The sequence below is a fragment of the Lentilactobacillus dabitei genome, from assembly GCF_019061365.1.
Taxonomy (GTDB): domain Bacteria; phylum Bacillota; class Bacilli; order Lactobacillales; family Lactobacillaceae; genus Lentilactobacillus; species Lentilactobacillus dabitei.
In genome coordinates this window covers 1-21,751 of sequence record NZ_JAHPPD010000050.1, presented here as the reverse complement: position 1 = coordinate 21,751, position 21,751 = coordinate 1, and the positions used below count along the sequence as shown (strand labels likewise).

The window sequence follows — 21,751 nt, the reverse complement described above, 5'->3', positions numbered from 1 at the left end:
GGCGATAGCCAGAAGGATACACCTGTTCCCATGCCGAACACAGCAGTTAAGCTTCTGCACGCCGAGAGTAGTTGGGGGATCACCCCCTGCGAGGGTAGGACGTTGCCACGCAATATTCCGGCATAGCTCAGTTGGTAGAGCACCTGACTGTTAATCAGGTTGTCGACGGTTCGAGCCCGCCTGCCGGAGTTATTATTTAATTGGAGAGTTGTCCGAGCTGGCCGAAGGAGCATCATTGGAAATGATGTAAACGGGTAAAAGCCTGTTTCAAGGGTTCGAATCCCTTACTCTCCGTAACCGAATAATAATTTATGACCCGTTGGTCAAGTGGTTAAGACACCGCCCTTTCACGGCGGTAACATGGGTTCAAATCCCGTACGGGTCATTGGAGGATTAGCTCAGCTGGGAGAGCATCTGCCTTACAAGCAGGAGGTCACAGGTTCGATCCCTGTATCCTCCATTTTCATAGCAACATTGGTTCGTTGGTCTAGTTGGTTTAGGACGCCTGCCTGTCACGCAGGAGATCACGAGTTCGAGTCTCGTACGAACCGTTGTTATGTATTTGAAAATTGAATACACAACACAAGTATTATTATCATGATGGTAAATGGCTCGGTAGCTCAGTCGGTAGAGCAATGCATTGAAGCTGCATGTGTCGGCAGTTCGATTCTGTCCCGCGCCATTCATGGAGGGGTAGCGAAGTCTGGCTAAACGCGGCGGACTGTAAATCCGCTCCTTCGGGTTCGGTGGTTCGAATCCACTCCCCTCCATCATAGGGATATAGTTTAATGGTAGAACTACGGTCTCCAAAACCGTCGGTGTGGGTTCAACTCCTACTATCCCTGTTAATAATATTATGGCGGTATTGGTGAAGTGGTTAACACATCGGTTTGTGGATCCGACACGCGTGGGTTCGATTCCCACATACCGCCCTTTGATTGGGTTATAGCCAAGTGGTAAGGCAACAGACTTTGACTCTGTCATGCGCTGGTTCGAATCCAGCTAACCCAGTTGGGTTAGCCAAAGTTATGGCGGTATAGCCAAGTGGTAAGGCAGAGGTCTGCAAAACCTTCATCGTCGGTTCGAATCCGATTACCGCCTTTATCCATTTATTGTTGGCCAATCATAGAGTATTATATTGTTATGCCGGAGTGGCGGAACTGGCAGACGCGCTGGACTCAAAATCCAGTGTCCGTTAAAGGACGTGTGGGTTCGAACCCCACCTCCGGTATTAAAGAGCCACTGACAAAGTAAGAGAAACGTTGATATTTTTTCAACGTTTCTCTATTTTTTTTGTCACTATTTCTTTGAAAAAATGAATATTTTGAAATAATTATTATTTATAAACATTAACCGTTGAATAGAACAGTAGCTGCACTGAGTGGTAAATAGTAAAAGCTAATTTCTAACGATCCAGTGGCTTCTCAAATCGGTCTATTACAATTGTTGAAGGCACTGTTATCATCTCATCATTCCACTACCACACCCACGTTCAACTCGGGTCGGTTGCTGCGCATGAGAGTTATTATTACAATAATGACTGACTCCAGCGACACCACAACCGAGAGTTAGGGCTGCTGCGCAAGTAATTAGAAACTTCATTTTAATCACTTCCTTTAAAATTGAGATGGCATCTTTGTGTTCATTTTAACATATGTACTCAGCTTCAATTCAGTTCAAAAGAAAAAGCTTGGACGACATTAATGCCAATCCAAGCTTTTAATGATTTAAACGTTAAACATTTAAAATCTTGTTCAGGAAATCTTGTAATCGTTCGTTTTTCGGATGCTCAAATAGTTGATCAGGGGTACCTTGTTCTAAGATTTGGCCATCGTCAACGAAAACCACTCTGTCTGCCACTTCCTTGGCAAATCCCATTTCATGGGTAACCACGATCATCGTCATTCCTTTTTTGGCCAAATCCTTCATAACAGCAAGAACATCGCCAACCATCTCCGGGTCAAGAGCGGAAGTTGGCTCATCAAACAGCATAATATCCGGGTTCATAGCTAATGCCCGGGCAATTGCAACTCGTTGCTGTTGGCCTCCTGAAAGTGATTGAACGGTTGCATCAAATTTGGCTTCCAGGCCAACTGTCTTCAGCAATTTCTTTGCTTGAGCCGAAGCCTGTTCCTTAGTTTCCTTTTTCAATTCAACTGGGGCCAACATAATGTTTTCGCCGACGGAAAGGTTACTAAACAGATTAAAATGTTGAAAAACCATGCCGATATTTTCACGAACCGTGTCGATATCAACACCTTTGCTGGCAATGTCGACGTTATCGATCACAATTGAGCCGGATGTTGGTTCTTCCAAGCGGTTTAAGGCCCGGAGAAGGGTACTTTTACCTGAACCTGAAGGACCAATGATCACAACCACTTCATTCTCGTTAACGGTTAAATTGATACCTTTTAGGACGTTATTTGTCCCAAAGGTTTTGACTAAATTCGTAACTCTTAATTTTTCACTCATACCTTAGTTCTCCTTTGTACCCAATTCGATAGCCAGGTAAGTAATGTAATAATGATCAAATACATAACGGCAACAATCGTCCAAACTTTGAATCCTTCCAAGTTTCTTGCGATAATAATCTTACCGGTTTGAGTCAATTCTAGTAACCCAATAATTGAAAGAATCGAAGTATCCTTCAAGGTAATAATAAATTGATTAATGAAAGATGGAATCATAATCCGGATTCCTTGCGGCAAAATGACTCGCCGCATTGATTTTCCAAACGGCAGGCCCAAACTTCTTGCAGCTTCCATTTGTCCGGGATCAACGGCTTCGATGCCTCCCTTAACAAACGCGGCAATATAGGCACCTTCGTTAAAGGTCAAGGTCACAACACCGGCAATGAATGCAGGGATCTTTGTACCGGTCAAACTGGGAATTCCAGTATAGATAAACAAGGCGAGTACTAGTAACGGCATTCCCCGGAAAATATAAATCAATGTGGATGAAAGGCCATTACTAAACTTACTTGGAACCACCCCCAATAAACCGACGATCACGCCAAAAATAGTGGCGAAAAAGATTGAAACAACAGTTAACCACATCGTTTCTGACAAACCAGAAAGCAGAGCCCCTTGATTTTGCTTGATCAGCCCAAAAAATGAACGAGAACCTGCATCATCGGCAGCTGTTTTGGCAACCGAACCATTATCATCAGTTCCCAAGTATTTGGCTTTGATTTTATCGTACGTGCCACTCGCTTTTAAATCCTTAAGACCAGTGTTAAAGGCTGCTAGCAAAGCTTGATTGTGACCTTTTTTAACTGCGAAGCCATAGGGCGCACTTTCAGCAGGTTTTGTCACAATCTTTAATTTGGTTCCTTGTTTGATTGCGTACTTCATAACTGGATGATCTTCGAAGCAGGCAAACGAATTACCCGTTGTCACATCTTGGTACATATTATTGGAATCATCGAAGGTGACTGTGTGGAAGCCATATTTTTTCTTAATACTATTTGCGTAATCGGCGGCGCTGGTTCCTGTCTTGATCGCGACCCGCTTGCCTTTCAGTTGAGAGAGCTTGGTGATTTTACTATTTTTACCAACGGCCATGACAACGCCTGACATAAAGTAGGGCTGTGAAAAATCAAATTTGGCTTTTCGCTCATTGGTAATTGACATTCCAGAAATGACACCATCAAGTTGACCCGATTCAACCGCTTGAACGGCAGCGTTAAAGCCAACTGGTTTAATCTTCACTTTGAACCCCTGTTCATTGGCAATTGCTCGAATAAGATCCATATCAATACCAACATATTTATTATGCTTGTTTGCAAATTCAAACGGTGGGAAGGTGACATTTGTTCCAATCGTGAAGGTTTTGCCTTTCACTTTTGGGTTAGTCTTGTTACCCAAGTACTTACCAACGATCTTGTCATAAGTTCCATTAGCTTGAATTTTTTTGAGCCCTTGATTGAACTTTTTGCGAAGCTCAGTATTCTGGCCCTTCTTAACTGCAAAGCCATACCAACCAGTATTAGCCGGTGAGGAAACAATCTTTAGTTTGAGTCCCTGCTTGATGCCATATTGCATTACCGGTTGATCTTCGAAACAGGCAACTGAATTCCCAGTGGTGACATCTTCGTACATATTATTAGAATCATCGAAGGTAACGGTTTTAAAGCCGTACTTCTTTTTAATGCTATTGGCATAGTCTGCGGCAGCAGTTCCAGTCTTTAGTGCAACTCGTTTACCCTTGAGCTGCTTAAAACTTTTAATGTCACTGTTTTTGCCGACTGCCATCACCACCCCAGTTTTATAGTAGGGGGTTCCAAAGTCAAACTTGGCTTTTCTTTCAGGGGTAATCGTCATTCCGGCGATCACACCATCAAGCTGACCTGATTGAACTGATTGGACGGCAGCATTAAATCCAACCGGCTTAATATTTACTTTGAAGCCTTCTTCTTTGGCAACAGCGTTCATAATATCGATATCAATTCCCACGTATTTATTTTGCTTGTTCGCAAATTCGAATGGTGGGTAAGTGACATCTGTTCCAATTTGATAAGTCTTTGCTTGAGCAGTCACCGTTGATTGGACCAGACAGAAAAACAGGCCAAACAGGAGTGCAACCCAACCCAAAAACTTGAAAACCTTTTGCTTCATGAAGAATCCTCCTCGTTTATGTAGATGAGCGGGCCCAAACAGATAAAAACCAGAACGTGAGTTTTTCATTTGAATCGTCAAATTTGAAAATGGCAAACGTTTAACTGGCGCGCAGATTCTTGCTTGGCCCAATCACCCTTATGTAACAAAACATTACATTTAATACAATAATGTGAATATAATACCAGATTTTAGCGATTCTGTATACTCTTGTAGAATGACAGATGTGCCATAATTGCTATCATATCAGTGATTTAAGCGACTATCACGATCTGAAAATGAAAATTAGATTAAAAAATCATTGACATTTAGCAGTCGCTTCTTCATAATGTAAACCATTAACTTAAGAGATGAGTACCTGAAACAACCGAGTACAGAGAATCATCGAACGCTGAGAGATGAGTCGGAACCTTTGGGGAATATGGTCTTTTAAGAATTTTAACTAAGTGGGTAAGCAATTATTGTAAACCGGCTTCGGGATTGCCCGTTACAGCAAGTTATGAGTGAGCGTGAATGTCATGCTTAACGAGGTGGTACCGCGGCTATGTCGTCCTTTGTCAAATTAATTTGATGAAGGACTTTTTTTATGGTTGATTGTTGGAAAACACATGAGGAGGAGCATTTATTATGAGAAGAAATACAAAGTGGTTGATTGGTTTAGGTGTTGTGGTCGTGTTATTTGTTGGGATTTTTGGAATCAGTAAATTTGCATCCGGTGGTTCAGCCAGCAATAAAGTTAAAACCGTGACGATCGGGGTTGCCCCAGGACCTTATGGTGAGATGGCAACCGATGTCATTGGCCCATTATTAAAGGATAAAGGATTCCAAGTTAAGACCAAGGAATTTAATGATTATGTTCAACCGAACAAGGCATTGAATTCCGGTGAAATTGATGCCAACTTGTTCCAACACACAGTTTATTTAAAGACATTCTCAAAGGCTAATCATTTGAAGCTTTCTGCGATCGGCAAGACGCCAACTTTGGGTATGGGGATTTATTCGAAGAAAGTGAAATCAATTAATGATTTAAAGGCGGGGTCAACCGTTTCAATCGCCAACGATCCGTCAAACTTGGCTCGATCACTCCAACTGTTGGCTGCCAATCATCTGATTACCCTTAAAAAGGGCATTAATGTTGCCACTGCCAGTTTAAGTGACGTTGCCTCAAATCCTAAGCACCTTAAGTTCAAGACGTTAGACGCCGCTCAATTGCCACAATCGCAAAGCAATGTGACCGCCGCTTTGATTCCTGGTAACTTCTCATGGAACGCAAAGTTGAAGCCAAGCAGTGCCCTTGTTTTGGAAAACTTAAAGCCTGAGTACCAAGAAGTTTTTGTGGTTCAAACCAGCAAGAAAAATTCCAAGTTTGCTAAAGCTGTCAAATCAGTTCTTAACAGCAGCAAATTCAAAAAGGCGATCGCCAATTCTAAATTCAAAGATTTCCAAAAACCAAGTACTTGGAACTAGTGGAGGGATTGCATGAGTCAGATTGAAATTACAAATGTATCAGTCAAATTTGAACAGAAAAATCGAACGATTGATGCCGTTAAAGACGTTTCCCTCAAGATTGAAGATGGAGAAATATACGGAATCGTCGGTCTGTCTGGCGCAGGAAAGTCGACCTTGGTCCGAACAATCAATGGCCTTCAGAAGCCAACCCAAGGAACCGTTGTGGTCAATGGTGTTGATATCACCAAAGCCAACAAGAAAACGTTGGCCGCATCCAGAAAGAAAATTGGGTTCATTTTTCAGAACTTTAACTTGATTAATAACCGGACGATCGGTCAAAATATTGCCTTTGCGCTAAGTGCCGGTGGTTATCCCGAGAAGAAGCAACCAGAGAAAATCATCGAATTATTATCAATGGTTGGCCTTCAGGATCGCAAAGACAATTATCCAGGGCAATTGTCTGGTGGACAAAAGCAGCGGGTTGGAATTGCCAGGGCGTTAGCTAATGATCCTGACATCCTGCTTTGTGACGAAGCAACGAGTGCCTTGGATTTGGAAACAGCCGAAGAAATCATTACGATCCTAAAAGATATTAATGAACGGTTGCACATTACCATTGTTTTCATCACTCACCAATTAGAAGTTGCCAAAAATTTATTTGATCGGGTAGCCGTCATGGAAAATGGTGAGATTGTTGAACAGACAACCGCGTACAAGCTGTTCGCCGATCCAAAATCGAATATGGCCAAACGATTGGTTAACCGATTCTTAGATGAACAATTGCCTGACGAAGTAAAGTATCGACTGAGGGACCAGCCTGGCGTGATTTTAACTTTGAAATATCAGGGTGACGATTCGCTTGATCCCGTGATTACTGAAATCTCTGGTCGTACTGGGGTGTCGATTAGTATTCTTCAAGGCCGAATTGAGTATATTCACTCTAATGCCATTGGTGTGCTGGCAGTCTTTATTACAGGCGGTCAAAATGCCATTTCAAAAGCCGTTCAGTTATTTACCGAAAAAGTTGATATGGTCGAGGAGGTGTCACGATGAAGGAAACCATTCAAATTTTACAAGAAAATTTAGGCCAATCTCTGTGGGAAACTTTTGAGATGGTGCTGATTTCTGGCGTGATTGGAATTGTGTTCGGCACCTTAATTGGCCTCATCCTGTACTATTATTCCAATCGCTTATTTTCGCCGCGGCCGGTTGTAAATGCGGTCGTTGGGTTCGTTATTAATGCGATCCGCTCTTTGCCATTCTTGATTTTAATGGTTGTCTTGATTCCGTTTGCTAAACTGTTGGCAGGAGATCCTTATACCCCAATGGGTGGGGCGGTATCGCTCACGGTTGCTGCGGTTCCGTTCTTCGCCAGAATTGCTGAGAGTGCGTTTGCAGAGATTGATCAGGGAATTATCGAAGCAGCCCGTTCAACTGGGGCCGATTTTTGGTTGATCTTTCAGGAGGTTCTATTTACCGAAGCGTTGCCATCATTGATTCGGGGAATCGTACTGACAATTATTAGTTTGATTGGGTATTCCGCAATGGTCGGGACGATTGGTGCCGGTGGGATTGGTAACTTGGCAATCCAATTTGGGTACAATCGTTATGATACCGGCGTCTTGATTAGTGTTATTGTTATCTTAGTTATTATTGTTCAGATTATTCAGTGGATTGGCGACTGGTTAGCTGTCCATTATACCCGTGGGTAATCTGAAAAAATTGGAGGAATCACTGTGAAGTTCGAAGAATCAAAGGTATTGCAAAATTTGCCAAAACAATTTTTTGCCACATTGGTTAAAAATGTCAATGCAAAAATTGCGACTGGTGCTGATGTGATCAATTTGGGACAGGGAAATCCCGATCAACCAACTCCGGATTTTATCGTTAAATCAATGCAGGAGGAGACTGCCAAGCCTGCTAATCACAAGTATTCTCAGTTTCGTGGCGACCCAGCATTAAAGAAAGCTGCTGCCGATTTTTATCAGCGGGAGTATGGGGTTTCGCTTGATCCAGAGAAGGAAATTGCCATTTTGGGCGGTTCCAAGATTGGGTTGGTCGAGTTGCCGTTTGCGATTTTGAATCCTGGTGACACGATGCTACTGCCAGATCCTGGCTATCCGGATTATATGTCGGGGGTTTCGTTGGCTCAGGTAAACTTGGAGTTAATGAGGTTAAAGGAAGCTAATAACTTCTTGCCTGACTACACTGAGCTGGATCAAAATGTTGTTGATAAGGCAAAGTTAATGTATTTGAACTACCCTAATAATCCGACTGGGGCAGTTGCCACTCCTGAGTTCTTCCAACGAACAGTTGATTTTGCCCAAAAAAATAAAATTGGGGTTGTTCACGACTTTGCCTATGGGCCAATTGGCTTTGATGGGAAGAAACCAATTAGTTTCTTGCAAACACCGGGTGCTAAAGATGTCGGCATTGAAACTTATACCTTCTCTAAGCCATTTAACATGGCCGGCTGGCGAATTGGGTTTGCGGCAGGGAATGCTGACATGATTGAAGCAATCAATTTAATTCAGGATCATTTATTTGTCAGTGTCTTTCCTGCAATCCAAAAAGCTGCGATTACAGCCTTGAATAGTGATCAGCACACGGTTCGGGATTTGGTTGCCCTTTACGAAAAGCGCCGTAATCAGTTCTTCAAGGCGGCTCGGTCAATTGGCTGGGAACCCTATCATTCCGGCGGCTCTTTCTATGCATGGATGCCAGTGCCAAAGGGATACACGAGTGAATCATTTGCAGCCTTGCTCCTTGATAAAGCAGCTGTTGCTGTTGCGCCCGGCAATGGTTTTGGTGAAGGCGGCGAAGGCTATGTCAGAGTGGGCTTGTTGATCGATGAGCCTAGGCTTACGGAGGCGTGTCAGCGGATTGCGAAGCTGAATTTATTTTAGAATTTAGAATCAAACAATTGAGTGTGATTATATACAAAGGTCCGGTACTCAAACTCCTGATTTGGATTTGAGTACCGGACCTTTGTAAATGATTGTTTTGATGCAGCGCATTTGGATCTGCGCTATTTTATTACCAATACCCGAGAATTTTTGTTAACTTGGCGCGATTTAAATCACGTTCGGATACCGTTGCCATTTCTGTTCCATCCAAGCCAGTTGAAGATTTAACGACCGGCTTTTTCCACGTATATTTGGCAATGACATTGCCGCCGCTATCTTGCGCATACATCAAGTCTTCTTGATAGCCCGTGTGATCCAACCCCAGCGTGTGTCCCAACTCGTGGGCGATAACGCCTGTCCAATATTGGTCAATTGAAATCTGAGCGGCTAATTTTTCATCCATATATCCAATTGGGTATTTTGGATCAGCAAAATATGACTTATCCACATAAATTGCCTTGCCATTATAAAGCCCATCCCAATCTTCTTTGGTGCCATTACCAAATTGAATTGTCAGGGTATGGTTAGTCTTGGTCCCCATCTTGAACACGGTGGTTCCCAAAGCGTCGTTCCATTTATTCATGGCATTTTGCGCATAACCGGTTAGTTTGTCAGATGGTACATAAACGGTGGCTTGATTATTCTTAAACATGGAGCGCGGAGAGAAATGCATCACATTGTAACCAAGATCAAAGACGTTTTCGTGGTCAACATAGTTAACCTTTTTGAGACTCCGAATTTGACTATCTGGATTCATATCTGGGGCCTCATTGATGAGCTTAACGAGAGATTTTTGGGACATCGGTTTTGCTTTAGTCGCCGATGTTGTCGAAATTGATTTAAGATAACCATGCCAAATGTATCCCCGGACACTTTTTGAGCGATTATTAACGTAGTAGTAAACGGCCTTTTTCCCGTTAGCCTGCTTAACAGTGACTCGTTTTTGTGCGTAGAAGGTTGTTCGGGGATAATTTTTGGCGTTATGTTTGATTTTGGTTAATGTTGCGTTGCTGTAAATGTAACCTTTGTGAGCGTGATAAGCCTTAACGGGCATTTTCTTTTCGCTGATAACTTTTGCGGACTGTGCCTTTGCATCCACAGTTGTTGTGGCTTGCGAAGTGAGGAGGGCCCCAAATGAAAAGGCAGCAATTAGTAATAGGAATTGATTTTTGAAACACGTCATAAACGCGGCTCCTTTCAAATGCTCAAGCATTATTAATAAATATATCATAATTATATCGCCAAAGCGCTTATGAGGATTAGTAATTATGCCCATGTACCTTATCCGTCGTAATTTCTGCGGTTGGTTCCACGAGATGTGACGTATCCCGATACTCGATTCTGAGATTACTTTCTGCCTTTAGATCAGCTAAAACTTGTTTGTATTTGGCCTCATCATGGACTAATGCCAGTAGTTCATGAGAATGCAGCAATTCCGTGCCAATTTTGCGATTATATAGGAAGAAATAATATTTATCATTGAAATGATTATTCACAATGACCAGCCAATAAAGATTTCGTGGGAGCCTTTTAAAATAGTGATGATATACGTTGATTAACTTTCTTGATTCTGCCAACATCTTTAATCACCTTCAATCCTAAGCTTGATGACCGCCAACTAAGCCAGCGCGATCGATGGCAATACCGCCCTTTGTTTTAGACGATGCTCGAATTAGTGCTTTATAGCCGTACTTTTTTCGAATTGCATCAATGATGTACTCTAATTTTTCGTGATCTAACGTTTGGGTAGGATCTTCAAAAATATTAAATTGCGTTTGCCGTTTCTTGGAAATTCGATTGCATCTGACTCCAACTGAGCGAACGGCGCTGCCATCCCACTTTGATTTCAGTAAGTAACGAACCGCAAATGCAATACTGTCAGTGGAGTTGGTAGCCTCAATGTGCATTTGAGCTGAAAAGTGAGTGCGACCCTGTTTATCGGTAGTGGCCATGCCAATATAAATGCCTACAACTTCTGCGACAACGTCATTCTTGCGCAGGCGGGTGGCGACTTGATCGGCCGTTTCACTGAGAACGGTTAGGAGCTCCGATAATTCAGTATAATCCCGCATCAAAATCTGCGAGTTGCCGTAACCCTTGTTATCAGAACGAGGGAGGTATTTTTTCTCAATCTCTGAATAATCAATTCCCCAAGCATGGTAGTACAACTGTTCGCCCATGATGCCAAACTTCTTTTTGAGCTCTTTAACGTCTGCATGGGCCAGTTCTTTGACGGTATAAATCCCCATGTAATTTAATTTGGCGGCTGTGTGGCTGCCAATTCCCCACATATCTGCCAAGTTAGGAATTTTCCAAACGGTGTTGGGGACATCATCGTAGTTCCAGGTTGCCAGCCAAGGTTCTTTTTTCTTCGCAGCGTTATCGAGAGCTAATTTAGCAAGGAGTGGATTTTGGCCAATCCCCACTGTTGTGATAATCCCGGTCTCTCGAAAGACACGTTCCTGAATTTTTTTAGCAATTTGAATGTTGTTACCAAATAATTTGTGACTGTGGCTAACATCAATAAAGCTTTCATCAATAGAGTAGGGATACCAATCCTTATCATCGGTAAAATGCCGATAGATTAAGTTAATTCGGTAATTAAGGGCAACGTAATCTGCCATATGAGGTTCAACCATTTCGATATCCATGTGATCGTTAATTTCAAATCTCCGTGAACCTAATTTAACGCCATAGTTTTGCTTAGAGTAGGGACTGGCGGCAAGAATCAGGCCGCCGGAGGACTCCTCACGGCTCATGACGGCAATCTTGGCGGCAAGGGGATGAACGCCACGCTTAATTGCCTCGGTGGACGCAAAGAAGGACTTACAATCGATGCACATAATGTCGTGAATAGGAAGAATATTTGAGTTATCAAGAGGTGTCTGCATGTGACTCACCTTCGGATATTTGTAGGAGTAACTAAATAATACGAACATTTGTTTGCGTTGTCAAGAAAAAAAGTGAGCGGATCCAAGCGGTTAGAAACCGGAGCATAAGTCTCCCTATTCCCAAATTCTGGTTTTGAGAATTTGGGAATAGGGTGCTTATGTGTAGGTTTCTGCTTGGAGGAGCAGTCCTAGTCTATGCTGCCTAGAAACTGGAACCTAAGGCGCCTTCTGCAGAAATCTCCGATTCTGGGATTTTTGCAGAATGTGCTTAGGTGGAAGTTTTTGCTTTGCGGAGCACTATTACTCCATATAGTGGAGAAGTACTTAATTTAAAGGGTTGAGCTAGTAGGTTTCTGTTTGGAGGAGCGGTCCTAAAAAAGTGAGCGGATCCAAGCGGTTAGAGATCGGAGTGTAAGTCTCCTCGAATAGAAATCCCGGTTTTGGGGATTTTTATTTGAGGTGCTTACATGCAGATCTCTGTTTGGAGGAGCGGTCCTAATCTATGTTGCCTAAAAAATAAATATGAGATTGTCGGAGATCTTTTTAGGCGGCTTATGGTGGTATATAAGCCCCCTAATTCAGCCTCAGAAGCCCAAAAAAAGCCACCCGCAGTTCTCGTCCCGCAGGTGGTCAATCATTTCATTTTTATCAATTATCAATCAATTTTAAGTTGTAGCAGTAATAATGAATATCATCAATTTTGGAACTAGTCGTCAGTAACGTTCAAGAACACGGCTCCAAGTCCCTTGTCAAAGGTTGCTTTCCAAGTGCCCTTAGTAAGATTCTCTGGTAGGAGGAAGGTACCACTGGATACGCGTTGACCGGCAGTAAGTGGCATGCCTTGTGATTCAAGCTTTTCAACCAGCCAATGGAGTGAATTTAATGGATTGCCAAGGACTTCTGATGACGCGCCGTCCTTTAACTTTTTACCATCATGGAATAATTCACATTTAACATTGGCTAAATCGTCGACGTTATCAAATAATAAATCAGCATCCATTTCTTGACCATAAACAACGAAGCCACCGACGGCTGCATCAGACATGACCATATATTTGGATAGGCTTGGGAACCAGTCACTAAAGCGTGAATCAGGAACCTCAACAGCTGCAGCGACTTTCGTTTTGTGTAGTAAATCTTCTAAAGAATCTTTACTGCTAAGGTCCTCTTTAGCCGTGAACAACATTTCAACTTCAGCGAGTGGTTCCATTAATTCAGCCCTATGTAGTGTGACAGGGGATTGAACAAAATGGCTCTTGACTTGGGCGCCATATAGTGGTGAATCAGAATCAAACATATCTTGCGTTTGCTTACTAGTTAACGAAACTTTATAACCACCGACCGTTTCGTTTTTTAACGCTGTTAACTTCTTTTGCACTCGGTATGCTGAATCCTCATCAGTGACAACGCCATCATAGTCAGATTCTTTTAATGGTTGATGGGTTTGATAAGCGTGGAATAAATCTTTTGCTAATTTAGTTTCTTTTGCTGATAATGTCATAGTTACTTGTTCTGTCATAAGCGTGACCTCCATAAAATTTATATTAAGTCTGTCCTCGCTCCCTTACTTATTAAGTGGGGACAAACAAGTGACGTGAAATATGTGTATGTTGCTATGTTAAGTAATGCTATGTGGGATGTTGCTATGTCGTTAAAACGATGGGAATAAACTTGGCGCTCTAAGTTACTAATCTGACCTGGATTTTCGTTAGAGGTGCTAATCTCCGATTTCATCTGTCCTCACCACCTTTCATAAAATAAATGGGCATTAAATCCAAAGGAAAAAGCGTCCTCAATTATCCATTAACGGATAATTAAAAGGACGCTTATGCGCGGTACCACCTTAATTCGTAATCCTATCGCTAGAATTACCTCACACGTACAGCTTTCGCGATACGCTGACACAATAATGGGTGTACCCAATGTGACCTACTTAATCATTTGGTCGCACAGCTCAGAGATGATAATCATTTAAGATTGCGAATTGCTTCACACCAACCAGCAACTCTCTGATCGCAACGGTTAAATGAATTTTCCCTTCATTGCTTTTTAATTTGAATTTAATGATTGGTAATAACTTACACCCTGATATCTGATTGTCAACACTCATTTTAAAAATTATTCTTTAACGGGATTTTCTCGTAAAACGCGGGCAGGGTTGCCAGCAATAATCACATTGTCACCAAATGATTTGGTAACAGTGGAGTTTGCGCCAACGATGACGTTATTGCCAAGGGTAACGCCGGGAAGAATGACAGAGTTGCCACCGATCCAAACATCGTCGCCAATTGTGACCGGCTTACCCAAACCAACAAATTGAGCACGCTCAACTGGATCAAGGGGATGATAAGCTGAATAAATCTGAACGTGAGGCGCCATCATGCAGTGATTACCAATTGTGACGGGGGCAATATCCAAAATGACGTTATCATAGTTACAAATAAAGTTGTCGCCGACATGAATATTATAACCAAAGTCACACCTGAAATTAGGTTGAATCCATGGGCTCTTGCCAACTGAACCAAATAATTTCCGAATCAATTGTTCTTTTTCAGCACTGGCTGTGTCGTCGAGTTCATTCATCATTTTACAAAGCCGCCGCGCCTTGGTTTCATCTGCAGTAAGCTCGGGATCCATGACGAGATAAGGCTCGCCTGCCAAAAACTTCTCTTTCTCAGTTGCCATTACGGCACCACCTTTTTACTAAATTAATAAAAGTATATCATTTTTTTATCAGTATAAATCATGTTTATGAAGATTTGTTAGGACCAATTGAAAAACAAATTGATGGCCTGAGGGATATCGGGTAGAATAGTGAGAAGAGCTGGTTGCCTAACAGACGCGTTGGCAAGGATAATCGCTGATTTCAGGTTACATATACTTTAGTCACTTCATTGTCGCTTAAACGAAAGGAAAGATATCAATGAAAGCAGTCGTTACAGTAATTGGGCATGATCAAGTTGGAATTGTTGCAAAAGTTTCCCAAAAATTAGCAGAATTAAAGGTAAATATTACTGATATTTCGCAAACATTAATGCATGGCGACTTCACCATGATGTTAATGGGGGAATGGGATGACTCGGCCGTTAATTTTGAGACGGTTAAAGAGGGCCTTGAATCATTAGGCAAGGAAACTGGCCTGGATATTCATATTCAACGACAAGAATTATTTGATGCCATTCAAAAGCTCTAGGAGGTCACAATGGAAACCAAACAAATTTTAGATACGATTCAGATGATCTCTGAAGAAAAATTGGATATTCGAACCATTACAATGGGAATTTCACTGTTTGACTGTATTGACAGTGACGGGGATAAGGCCCGCCGAAAGATTTACGATAAATTAACGACCAGTGCGAAAGATTTGGTGAAAGTCGCTGATCAAATTGAGTCTGAGTATGGGATTCCAATTGTGAACAAACGAATTTCGGTCACGCCAATTTCGATGATCGCAGCCGCTTGCCATGATGATAACTATGTTGCATACGCTAAGACGATGGAAAAGGCTGCCGAAGTTCTGGGCGTCGATTTGATTGGTGGTTTCTCTGCATTGGTTCAAAAGGGTTATCAAACCGGTGACAAGAAGCTGATTGCCTCAATTCCTCAAGCACTGAGTGAAACAAAACGGGTCTGTGGTTCGGTTAACGTGGGCTCAACCCGGGCAGGAATTAATATGGACGCTGTTAAACAAATGGGGCGAGTGGTTAAAGATCTGGCGGCAATTGATCCGGTTAGTTGCATGAGTTTGGTGGTCTTTGCGAACGCTGTTGAGGACAATCCGTTCATGGCTGGTGCCTTTCATGGCGTTGGTGAAGCCGACAAGGTGATTAATGTCGGAATTAGTGGCCCAGGAGTCGTTAAACGCGCACTGGAAAAGGTGAAGGGCGAGTCAATTGATCTCGTTTCTGAGACAATTAAAAAGACCGCATTCAAAGTCACAAGAATGGGTCAATTTGTGGGGAATGTAGCTGCTAAAGCGCTCAATGTGCCGTTTGGCATTGTTGATCTCTCGCTGGCACCGACTCCAAGCCAAGGCGATTCAGTTGCTGAAATCCTGGAAGAAATTGGGTTACAAAGTGTTGGGGCACCGGGAACAACCGCCGCTTTAGCCTTGTTAAACGATGCGGTTAAGAAGGGTGGCGTCATGGCCTGCGAACACGTTGGTGGCTTGTCAGGCGCTTTTATTCCAGTATCTGAAGACAGCGGCATGATTAAAGCTGTTGAACATGGCAACTTAAATCTCGAGAAATTAGAAGCAATGACGGCGGTTTGTTCAGTTGGGTTGGATATGATCGCGGTACCGGGCGATACACCAGCTGAAACCATTAGCGGCATGATCGCTGATGAAGCCGCTATTGGGGTTATTAACAACAAGACAACCGCGGTTCGGGTGATTCCGGCGACTGGCAAGAAGGTTGGCGAACAAATTGACTTTGGTGGTATTTTTGGCTACGCACCCGTAATGCCGGTTAATACGAATAGTCCAGCTCAATTCGTCAATCGGGGCGGCCGGATTCCAGCGCCAATTCATTCGTTTAAAAACTAGTAGGTGCAGGGTCCTGTTAGGTAGCATATCAATTTACGATGGGTAGTAACTTAACGGCTGCTGATTTGTCGACTATTCAAGGATACAAAGAGATGGAGATGTTGATCAAAGGGACCAAGTGAAAAAGCTGAGACATTGGTCGGCAAAGTGCTTATAAATACAGCTTTGTTTTTCATTCTTATATTGACAAAACTTGCGACAAACGGCTGATCCTCGCCATTTAAGCCAGAAAAGCAATGCATTCGGTTTTGGAATACATTGCTTTTTTTGAGCTTAAATTCTGGAAACAAATCGTCTGTTGCCCAGATCTATTCCTGTGATCAGCAGTTGTGATGAGCGTTATACTCACAGTTCTTTCTTCACCACCACACAAGGTACCCCATCCTCCATAAAAGTATTTGAAGCCACATGGTAGCCCATTTTCTCGTAGAACCCTTGGGCTGTAAGTTCGCTATGGATGATCGAATGGACCATCCCAACTTCCTTCGCTTTGGTTTCCATTGCCGTAATGACTTGGCGGCCATAACCCTGACCCCGATAATCTTTTAGAGTTGCCACGCGGCCAATTTTTAAAGTGTCAGGTTTGGGACTTTCGAAACGACACGTTGCGACTGGCTGGTTACCCTTAAATAAAACGGCGTAGATCATTTCTTCGGAATCTTTATCATCAAACTCATCGGTTAGGGCGATTCCCCGCTCTAAAACGAAAACTGACATCCGGATGTAAGTTGCGGCGGCTCTGATGGGTTTGGAACTTTCTACAAATAATCTCATTATTTTCTCCTTAAGAATGACTAATTATGAAAATTATTATAACGAATTTGCAAAGAAAACTGAAATTGAAATGATAAGATGGTAACATTAATAAGTAACGTTTCGCAACTGCGGCTTAAACCTGAAGATTTGGTTAAATATTCAGGGCTGGAAGGTAATTAGTAGCATGTTCTCGCGGAAGTTCGTAAAATAAAACTGAAATTAACTTGCTTAGGGGGTAGGCAGCAGTGATATCACGAAAAGAAAAGTACAAGAAAGATAAAAAAAGTCCACGCCTGAAGCGAATTCTAATTGGAATCCTGCTCGTGATTCTAGGCGGTTTTATTGGGTCGCACATTTATTTTCAAAATCACTTTAAATTTGCCAAAATTAATGACATCAGTGTGTCCGGGTTAACGGTTGCTCAGGCAACAAAGAAGTTGAATAATTCTCACATTGATGAGGATGGCAATTATCTTGTCGTCAAAGATTCTAGAATCAAAGTTAATTCAAGCGATGTTAAGCAATTATTTAAAAATCGTAATTCAATGAGCATGGTTGCTGTGAAAAATATGAGTGTTAAATCGGATGTGTCTGCGAAACAACGGGCTTACCGATTAAACGTGCTCCTGCCTAAATTTGAACAACGAATTGATCAAATTAATCGTACCCGGGTGAAAACGACTGATTCCAAAGTTCTTTTAAAGAATGGTAAAATGGTTGTTAAAGCAGGTAAGGCGGGAAATAGTCTTGATAAGAACAAAATGATCGCGGCATTTAAGAATCAAGCCAAGAATAATCTGTTGATTTCCGTCAAGATGACCAAGGACACCTATGCAACACCCAATAGTACTGCTATTGCCAATCAGAAAAAGCATTTACAAAAGATTTTGGATAATACCGTGACCCTTGCGACCTATAACAAGACTTATCAGTTTAAGGCGAAAAATTGGGTAGCGAATGGTTATCCAACTGAAAATGGGGATTACAAGTTTGATTCGACCAAGATTAAATCATGGGTTGCCAAATTTGCGAATAAAGTTGATACCCTCGGTAAATCAGTTAAAATCACCACTCACCAGGGAACTAAAGTCAAGGTGCCAGGCGGGACTTATGGTTGGCGGGTCAATCAAAAGGCATTGACGAAGAACGTGATGAAGAACCTTCAAAATGGTCGGAAAGCAACGATGAAGTTAAGTCACTATGCACTTGGAACCGGCTATGGGGTTAAAGGCGCGGGTAAGACGTATGTTGCGATTGACTTGAAGAATTTGAAAGAATACATTTATTACAACGGCCAGTTGATCACGACAGTCCCCGTCATGTCTGGAACAATTACCGGTGGTAACAAAACACCGCAGGGCGCTTATTACATCATGTATAAGCAACGAAATACAACGCTCAAGGGTAAGAATGATAATGGCTCGAAGTATGCTTCAAAGGTCAGTTACTGGGAGCCTTTGACGAATTCAGGTGTGGGGATGCATGATTCTCCATGGCAGCCAGCATCAGTATACGGTAATCCAAGTGCCCGTGCGCAGTATCATTCTCACGGCTGTTTGAATAATCCGCCATCAAGAATGCCAACTGTTTGGAAGTACACTCAGACGAATGAGCCAGTCTTTATTTATTATTAATGTGCCAAGCGTTTGATGCAGCCTCAAAAGGGTGAGGATCAAGTGGTTCGTTCTCAAAATAAAAGCCGCCATTCAGACATTCTGATTTTTAAATGTTTGGATGGTGGCTCTTATGGTTGGACATCGATTTGGGACATGTTTCGGCGCTATCACAATTGAATTCTAAATAATTTAAAATTAGCCCCGGTCAAAAACTGATAAAAGTCAGCTTCTAACTGGGGCTGTTTGCATCATAGGTAACAGCTTGCGAGCACCTATGCCTTAGATCTTCATCAACCTGAATTATTTTACTAAGATTTTAATTCCTAAATACAAGTTATAAATAAACATTGCGATATCCACAATGATGACTAGCCCCACCAGGACAATGAATAGGATTGCGATAGATCGGGTTTGATCGCCCACCGTAATTGCCATAATGCCCACCAGCATAAATGTGAGTGTTGATAATACGACTGGAATCAAATGCAATAAAGAGGCGTGCTTTGCCGTTTCATGCATGTTTTGGTTATCCTTACTGATCAACCAGACAATGAATGGAAAGATGAACGGGGCGAAGACGATCGACAAATATGATAATGCATTAACAACTTTGTTTTCTGACATGTCAATTCCTCTCGTTTATTTTGAATACGACTTGTAAACTGGCGCTCTGAAAAGGTCAACGTAGGAACCCATTGCCGAGTAGTCTCTCAGTACGGTGAGCCGTTGATCATTAATGGTCCGATGAGTGATTCCCCAGCCTCTGTCGCTCTGATAACCGTGCTGAGCGTAGGCGTTAAACGTGTAACGACTGCTGCCTTGGATTTTGGCGACTGCTAATTTTTTATAACCTTTCCAAGTGCTTTTAAAGAGGGTATGGGACTTTCCTTTATAAGATTGGGTAACTGAGTATTGATTGATATGGGTGACACACATTTTGCCATCAACGTATGAATACCAGTTCCCACGCCAACTTGAGGGGGTGTAGTTATGGATCTTCCCAACTTTGTAGTAAGTATCTGCGGCTTGGGCTGAGATAGGTGACGCTTGGATACTGGTAGCGGCAAGTGCGACGCCGGCTAAAATGGTTAAAGCGAGCTTAATGAGTTTTTTCAAGGTGAGTGCTCCTAACAGAAAAATTCGAAAGGGTAATTAGAATCAGTGATCAGATTTGAGCTTAGATAACTTTAAAAACTATAACGTTAAACGGGCTAAATTGTCAAATTGAGTTGCTTATTGGTAAGACTTCCAAATAAAAGAATTTCAAAAAATGATTGACAGTCGGTGTTAGTTGGGTGTTTAATGGCCTTGATCAAATAATTTAATCTGTGGTCTGGGGTGCTGGATAAGTCCGGCTGAGAAATACCCATGGAACCTGAATCAGTTAGTACTGACGTAGGAAGACCAATTAGTCAATTTGTGACGATTTTTGCATGGCTAAGGACCGCTCTTTTTGTAGAGGAGGTCCTTTTTTTAATGGAAAGATAAAGTAAGCTGAAGAATCGGTTTGGTTGGTACGTTAGAATTTAGAATAGTGAAACGAGGCGGATATTTGATGAACATTCGATCACCACACTGGGACGTTAGACAGATTATTACGGTGACTTTGATTGGGATTGTCTGTGGGGCAATTTATTTTTACGGCGTTGACACCTTGTACAATGTGACCAAAATTGCGCTGACCCCAACTGGGTTAAGCCCATTTGTCGATGGCTTGTATTCTGGTTTATGGTACATCTCTGCACCTTTGTGTCTTTATTTTGTTCCAACGGTCGGCGCCGGAATTATTGGCGAAACACTTGCTGCGGTTGTTGAAATGTTCTTTGGTGCTCAATGGGGCATTATGACTGTTGTCGTCGGCTTTTTGCAAGGTGTCGGCAATGAACTTGGCTTTTTCCCGCATGGCTATCAGAAGTTTTCGTGGACAAGCTGCTTGTTGGGGGCTTTTGGCGCTAACCTACTAGGCTTTGGCTACAGCTTCCTCACTTCTGGATATAGTCATTATGGGACTGGGATGATTATTGCACTGTTTATGATTTCGACGGTTTCAAGCCTGGTATTTGATGGTGTTTTGGTGAAATTGATTACCCTTAATTTTGATCGGGTATTTGATAAGCTGCAACTCAACAATGTCAGTAAATTAAGCAAATAACGGAGGAAAAGGATGAAATTTACAACGCAGTTACGACAAGAAAACAATTCAGTTTGGCAACAAATTTTTGATTGTCCATTCATCACGGGTTTGACAGATGGTACCTTGGCCCCAGAAGCATTTCGTTATTACTTTATTCAGGATAATAAATATTGTGTCGCTTTTTATGACCTTCATCAAAAAATTGCGGCTAAAATGACGAATCGAGCCCACGCTGATTCGTTAGCCCACTTAGTTGATGTTTGTAACGAGATTAGCGAGCACAGCCCAATTTATGATGAATTGAACTTGACACAAACAGAAATCGATTCGGTGCCGGTTGCGCCAACGGCATATGCTTATATTACTAACATGTATTATCAATTTGAACAGCAAGGTATTGATGCTGGAGAGGCCAGCTTGGTTCCCTGTTATTGGACCTATACAGAGATGTTTCGTAAAATTGCTGAAAAAGGATTTAATACTAAGCCAGTCTACAAAGATTTTATTGATTTTTGTGCATCGGAAGAATTTGGCTCGGTTAATCAGCAAATGCTCAATTTAACTGATGATCTGGCAGAGAATACGGACGATAAGGGCCGCGAGAAAATGCGGCTGGCATTTCAATACAGTAGCGAATACGAATTGCAATATTGGAATATGTGCGTGATCCATGAGCAATGGTTACTGGATCAAGAACAAGAAAAAGTTGCTCGGCCATTGAGATAATGATTTAAACTCGCGAGACTGGGATAAAAAGTAAGCATTAAATAACTGGACGTCTACTTCGTAGACGTCTTTTTGAGTACCATAGAATTATTAATTAAGTATGAGGTGATT

At 42.2% G+C, this 21,751-nt stretch carries 19 protein-coding genes, 12 tRNA genes, 1 rRNA gene, 1 riboswitch and 1 other annotated feature; of the genes, 22 read left to right on the top strand and 10 right to left on the bottom strand.

All coding sequences use genetic code 11. The features are described from left to right. From rrf to KTE19_RS08615, 13 genes are all read left to right on the top strand, one after another. Positions 1 to 111: ribosomal RNA gene (gene rrf / locus KTE19_RS08675) — 5S ribosomal RNA — on the top strand; the annotation flags it as partial. Between the two features lie 5 nt (positions 112 to 116). Continuing rightward, positions 117 to 189: transfer RNA gene (locus KTE19_RS08670), tRNA-Asn, on the top strand. A gap of 13 nt (positions 190 to 202) precedes the next feature. Beyond that, positions 203 to 294, top strand: a tRNA-Ser gene (locus tag KTE19_RS08665). 19 nt (positions 295 to 313) lie between these two features. Further along, positions 314 to 385 (top strand) — tRNA-Glu (locus KTE19_RS08660). Between the two features lie 2 nt (positions 386 to 387). After that, positions 388 to 460 (top strand) — tRNA-Val (locus tag KTE19_RS08655). A gap of 16 nt (positions 461 to 476) precedes the next feature. Beyond that, positions 477 to 551, top strand: a tRNA-Asp gene (locus tag KTE19_RS08650). Positions 552 to 609: 58 nt separating this feature from the next. Next, positions 610 to 682, top strand: a tRNA-Phe gene (locus tag KTE19_RS08645). Between the two features lie 5 nt (positions 683 to 687). Beyond that, positions 688 to 770 (top strand) — tRNA-Tyr (locus KTE19_RS08640). A gap of 4 nt (positions 771 to 774) precedes the next feature. After that, positions 775 to 845, top strand: a tRNA-Trp gene (locus KTE19_RS08635). A 14-nt stretch (positions 846 to 859) separates the two neighbouring features. Beyond that, a tRNA-His gene (locus tag KTE19_RS08630) sits at positions 860 to 932 on the top strand. A gap of 7 nt (positions 933 to 939) precedes the next feature. Next, positions 940 to 1,011, top strand: a tRNA-Gln gene (locus KTE19_RS08625). A 19-nt stretch (positions 1,012 to 1,030) separates the two neighbouring features. Beyond that, positions 1,031 to 1,101: transfer RNA gene (locus KTE19_RS08620), tRNA-Cys, on the top strand. 44 nt (positions 1,102 to 1,145) lie between these two features. Beyond that, a tRNA-Leu gene (locus tag KTE19_RS08615) sits at positions 1,146 to 1,231 on the top strand. A gap of 503 nt (positions 1,232 to 1,734) precedes the next feature. Here the strand turns inward: KTE19_RS08615 and KTE19_RS08610 are convergent. Beyond that, on the bottom strand, positions 1,735 to 2,472 hold the full coding sequence (locus KTE19_RS08610; RefSeq protein WP_217162569.1) for an amino acid ABC transporter ATP-binding protein: 738 nt from the start codon (positions 2,470 to 2,472) through the stop codon (positions 1,735 to 1,737). After that, entirely contained in the window at positions 2,469 to 4,616 is a 2,148-nt protein-coding gene (locus KTE19_RS08605; protein ID WP_217342090.1) for an amino acid ABC transporter substrate-binding protein/permease, read from the bottom strand. The genes KTE19_RS08610 and KTE19_RS08605 overlap by 4 nt, the downstream gene beginning before the upstream one ends. A gap of 627 nt (positions 4,617 to 5,243) precedes the next feature. Here KTE19_RS08605 and KTE19_RS08600 point away from each other — a divergent pair. The 4 genes from KTE19_RS08600 to KTE19_RS08585 are packed head-to-tail and all read left to right on the top strand — an operon-like array spanning position 5,244 to position 8,971. Next, positions 5,244 to 6,083 (top strand): MetQ/NlpA family ABC transporter substrate-binding protein, encoded by an 840-nt coding sequence (locus KTE19_RS08600; RefSeq protein WP_217162573.1) that lies wholly within the window; start codon positions 5,244 to 5,246, stop codon positions 6,081 to 6,083. Positions 6,084 to 6,095: 12 nt separating this feature from the next. Further along, positions 6,096 to 7,118, top strand: a complete 1,023-nt coding sequence (locus KTE19_RS08595; RefSeq protein WP_218043450.1) for a methionine ABC transporter ATP-binding protein — start codon at positions 6,096 to 6,098, stop codon at positions 7,116 to 7,118. Further along, complete coding sequence (locus KTE19_RS08590) at positions 7,115 to 7,777, top strand: methionine ABC transporter permease (RefSeq protein WP_217342089.1); 663 nt, start codon at positions 7,115 to 7,117, stop codon at positions 7,775 to 7,777. Before KTE19_RS08595 ends, KTE19_RS08590 begins: the two co-directional genes overlap by 4 nt. A 24-nt stretch (positions 7,778 to 7,801) precedes the next feature. Continuing rightward, on the top strand, positions 7,802 to 8,971 hold the full coding sequence (locus KTE19_RS08585) for a pyridoxal phosphate-dependent aminotransferase (protein WP_217162577.1): 1,170 nt from the start codon (positions 7,802 to 7,804) through the stop codon (positions 8,969 to 8,971). Positions 8,972 to 9,101: 130 nt separating this feature from the next. On the opposite strand, the gene KTE19_RS08580 is transcribed toward KTE19_RS08585, so the two are convergent. From KTE19_RS08580 to KTE19_RS08560, 5 genes are all read right to left on the bottom strand, one after another. Further along, a complete protein-coding gene (locus KTE19_RS08580) occupies positions 9,102 to 10,154 on the bottom strand; it encodes a matrixin family metalloprotease (RefSeq protein ID WP_217342088.1) in 1,053 nt (350 codons plus the stop codon). 76 nt (positions 10,155 to 10,230) lie between these two features. Next, a complete protein-coding gene (locus tag KTE19_RS08575; RefSeq protein WP_217162581.1) occupies positions 10,231 to 10,551 on the bottom strand; it encodes a hypothetical protein in 321 nt (106 codons plus the stop codon). Positions 10,552 to 10,569: 18 nt separating this feature from the next. Beyond that, positions 10,570 to 11,862: a Y-family DNA polymerase gene (locus tag KTE19_RS08570; RefSeq protein ID WP_217342087.1), complete on the bottom strand. Its 1,293-nt coding sequence runs from the start codon at positions 11,860 to 11,862 to the stop codon at positions 10,570 to 10,572. A gap of 706 nt (positions 11,863 to 12,568) precedes the next feature. Then, positions 12,569 to 13,396: a 2-keto-4-pentenoate hydratase gene (locus KTE19_RS08565; RefSeq protein ID WP_217162585.1), complete on the bottom strand. Its 828-nt coding sequence runs from the start codon at positions 13,394 to 13,396 to the stop codon at positions 12,569 to 12,571. A 281-nt stretch (positions 13,397 to 13,677) separates the two neighbouring features. Beyond that, positions 13,678 to 13,914: a binding site (T-box leader), on the bottom strand. A gap of 66 nt (positions 13,915 to 13,980) precedes the next feature. Beyond that, the gene (locus tag KTE19_RS08560) at positions 13,981 to 14,547 is read right to left on the bottom strand and encodes a sugar O-acetyltransferase (RefSeq protein WP_217342086.1); all 567 of its coding nucleotides are present in this window, start codon (positions 14,545 to 14,547) and stop codon (positions 13,981 to 13,983) included. 238 nt (positions 14,548 to 14,785) lie between these two features. Here KTE19_RS08560 and KTE19_RS08555 point away from each other — a divergent pair, with 238 nt between their 5' ends. Continuing rightward, entirely contained in the window at positions 14,786 to 15,055 is a 270-nt protein-coding gene (locus tag KTE19_RS08555) for an ACT domain-containing protein (protein WP_054747686.1), read from the top strand. Between the two features lie 9 nt (positions 15,056 to 15,064). Further along, entirely contained in the window at positions 15,065 to 16,408 is a 1,344-nt protein-coding gene (locus tag KTE19_RS08550) for a PFL family protein (protein WP_217162587.1), read from the top strand. 345 nt (positions 16,409 to 16,753) lie between these two features. Here KTE19_RS08550 and KTE19_RS08545 read toward each other — a convergent pair whose 3' ends face one another. Continuing rightward, complete coding sequence (locus KTE19_RS08545) at positions 16,754 to 17,182, bottom strand: GNAT family N-acetyltransferase (RefSeq protein WP_217162589.1); 429 nt, start codon at positions 17,180 to 17,182, stop codon at positions 16,754 to 16,756. Between the two features lie 227 nt (positions 17,183 to 17,409). Here KTE19_RS08545 and KTE19_RS08540 point away from each other — a divergent pair, with 227 nt between their 5' ends. Then, on the top strand, positions 17,410 to 18,798 hold the full coding sequence (locus KTE19_RS08540) for a L,D-transpeptidase family protein (RefSeq protein WP_347339410.1): 1,389 nt from the start codon (positions 17,410 to 17,412) through the stop codon (positions 18,796 to 18,798). Between the two features lie 282 nt (positions 18,799 to 19,080). On the opposite strand, the gene KTE19_RS08535 is transcribed toward KTE19_RS08540, so the two are convergent. Together KTE19_RS08535 and KTE19_RS08530 are read right to left on the bottom strand one after the other, a co-directional pair. Continuing rightward, positions 19,081 to 19,404 carry a magnetosome magnetite crystal formation protein family gene (locus tag KTE19_RS08535; protein WP_217342085.1) on the bottom strand — a complete coding sequence of 108 codons (324 nt, stop codon included), beginning with the start codon at positions 19,402 to 19,404 and terminating at the stop codon, positions 19,081 to 19,083. 15 nt (positions 19,405 to 19,419) lie between these two features. Continuing rightward, on the bottom strand, positions 19,420 to 19,896 hold the full coding sequence (locus KTE19_RS08530) for a hypothetical protein (RefSeq protein ID WP_217162591.1): 477 nt from the start codon (positions 19,894 to 19,896) through the stop codon (positions 19,420 to 19,422). A 208-nt stretch (positions 19,897 to 20,104) separates the two neighbouring features. Then, a riboswitch (TPP riboswitch) is annotated at positions 20,105 to 20,199 on the top strand. 136 nt (positions 20,200 to 20,335) lie between these two features. On the opposite strand from KTE19_RS08530, the gene KTE19_RS08525 reads away from it, so the two are divergent. Further along, on the top strand, positions 20,336 to 20,932 hold the full coding sequence (locus KTE19_RS08525) for an ECF transporter S component (RefSeq protein WP_217162592.1): 597 nt from the start codon (positions 20,336 to 20,338) through the stop codon (positions 20,930 to 20,932). Between the two features lie 12 nt (positions 20,933 to 20,944). Further along, positions 20,945 to 21,640 (top strand): TenA family protein, encoded by a 696-nt coding sequence (locus KTE19_RS08520; protein ID WP_217342084.1) that lies wholly within the window; start codon positions 20,945 to 20,947, stop codon positions 21,638 to 21,640. Positions 21,641 to 21,751: the final 111 nt, after the last annotated feature.

Bases quoted from the DNA above. Each gene is read 5' to 3' on its own strand.
- KTE19_RS08610 (WP_217162569.1), bottom strand. From the start codon at position 2,472: ATGAGTGAAAAATTAAGAGTTACGAATTTAGTCAAAACCTTTGGGACA.
- KTE19_RS08605 (WP_217342090.1), bottom strand. From the start codon at position 4,616: ATGAAGCAAAAGGTTTTCAAGTTTTTGGGTTGGGTTGCACTCCTGTTT.
- KTE19_RS08600 (WP_217162573.1), top strand. From the start codon at position 5,244: ATGAGAAGAAATACAAAGTGGTTGATTGGTTTAGGTGTTGTGGTCGTG.
- KTE19_RS08595 (WP_218043450.1), top strand. From the start codon at position 6,096: ATGAGTCAGATTGAAATTACAAATGTATCAGTCAAATTTGAACAGAAA.
- KTE19_RS08590 (WP_217342089.1), top strand. From the start codon at position 7,115: ATGAAGGAAACCATTCAAATTTTACAAGAAAATTTAGGCCAATCTCTG.
- KTE19_RS08580 (WP_217342088.1), bottom strand. From the start codon at position 10,154: ATGACGTGTTTCAAAAATCAATTCCTATTACTAATTGCTGCCTTTTCA.
- KTE19_RS08575 (WP_217162581.1), bottom strand. From the start codon at position 10,551: ATGTTGGCAGAATCAAGAAAGTTAATCAACGTATATCATCACTATTTT.
- KTE19_RS08570 (WP_217342087.1), bottom strand. From the start codon at position 11,862: ATGCAGACACCTCTTGATAACTCAAATATTCTTCCTATTCACGACATT.
- KTE19_RS08565 (WP_217162585.1), bottom strand. From the start codon at position 13,396: ATGGAGGTCACGCTTATGACAGAACAAGTAACTATGACATTATCAGCA.
- KTE19_RS08560 (WP_217342086.1), bottom strand. From the start codon at position 14,547: ATGGCAACTGAGAAAGAGAAGTTTTTGGCAGGCGAGCCTTATCTCGTC.
- KTE19_RS08555 (WP_054747686.1), top strand. From the start codon at position 14,786: ATGAAAGCAGTCGTTACAGTAATTGGGCATGATCAAGTTGGAATTGTT.
- KTE19_RS08550 (WP_217162587.1), top strand. From the start codon at position 15,065: ATGGAAACCAAACAAATTTTAGATACGATTCAGATGATCTCTGAAGAA.
- KTE19_RS08545 (WP_217162589.1), bottom strand. From the start codon at position 17,182: ATGAGATTATTTGTAGAAAGTTCCAAACCCATCAGAGCCGCCGCAACT.
- KTE19_RS08535 (WP_217342085.1), bottom strand. From the start codon at position 19,404: ATGTCAGAAAACAAAGTTGTTAATGCATTATCATATTTGTCGATCGTC.
- KTE19_RS08525 (WP_217162592.1), top strand. From the start codon at position 20,336: ATGAACATTCGATCACCACACTGGGACGTTAGACAGATTATTACGGTG.
- KTE19_RS08520 (WP_217342084.1), top strand. From the start codon at position 20,945: ATGAAATTTACAACGCAGTTACGACAAGAAAACAATTCAGTTTGGCAA.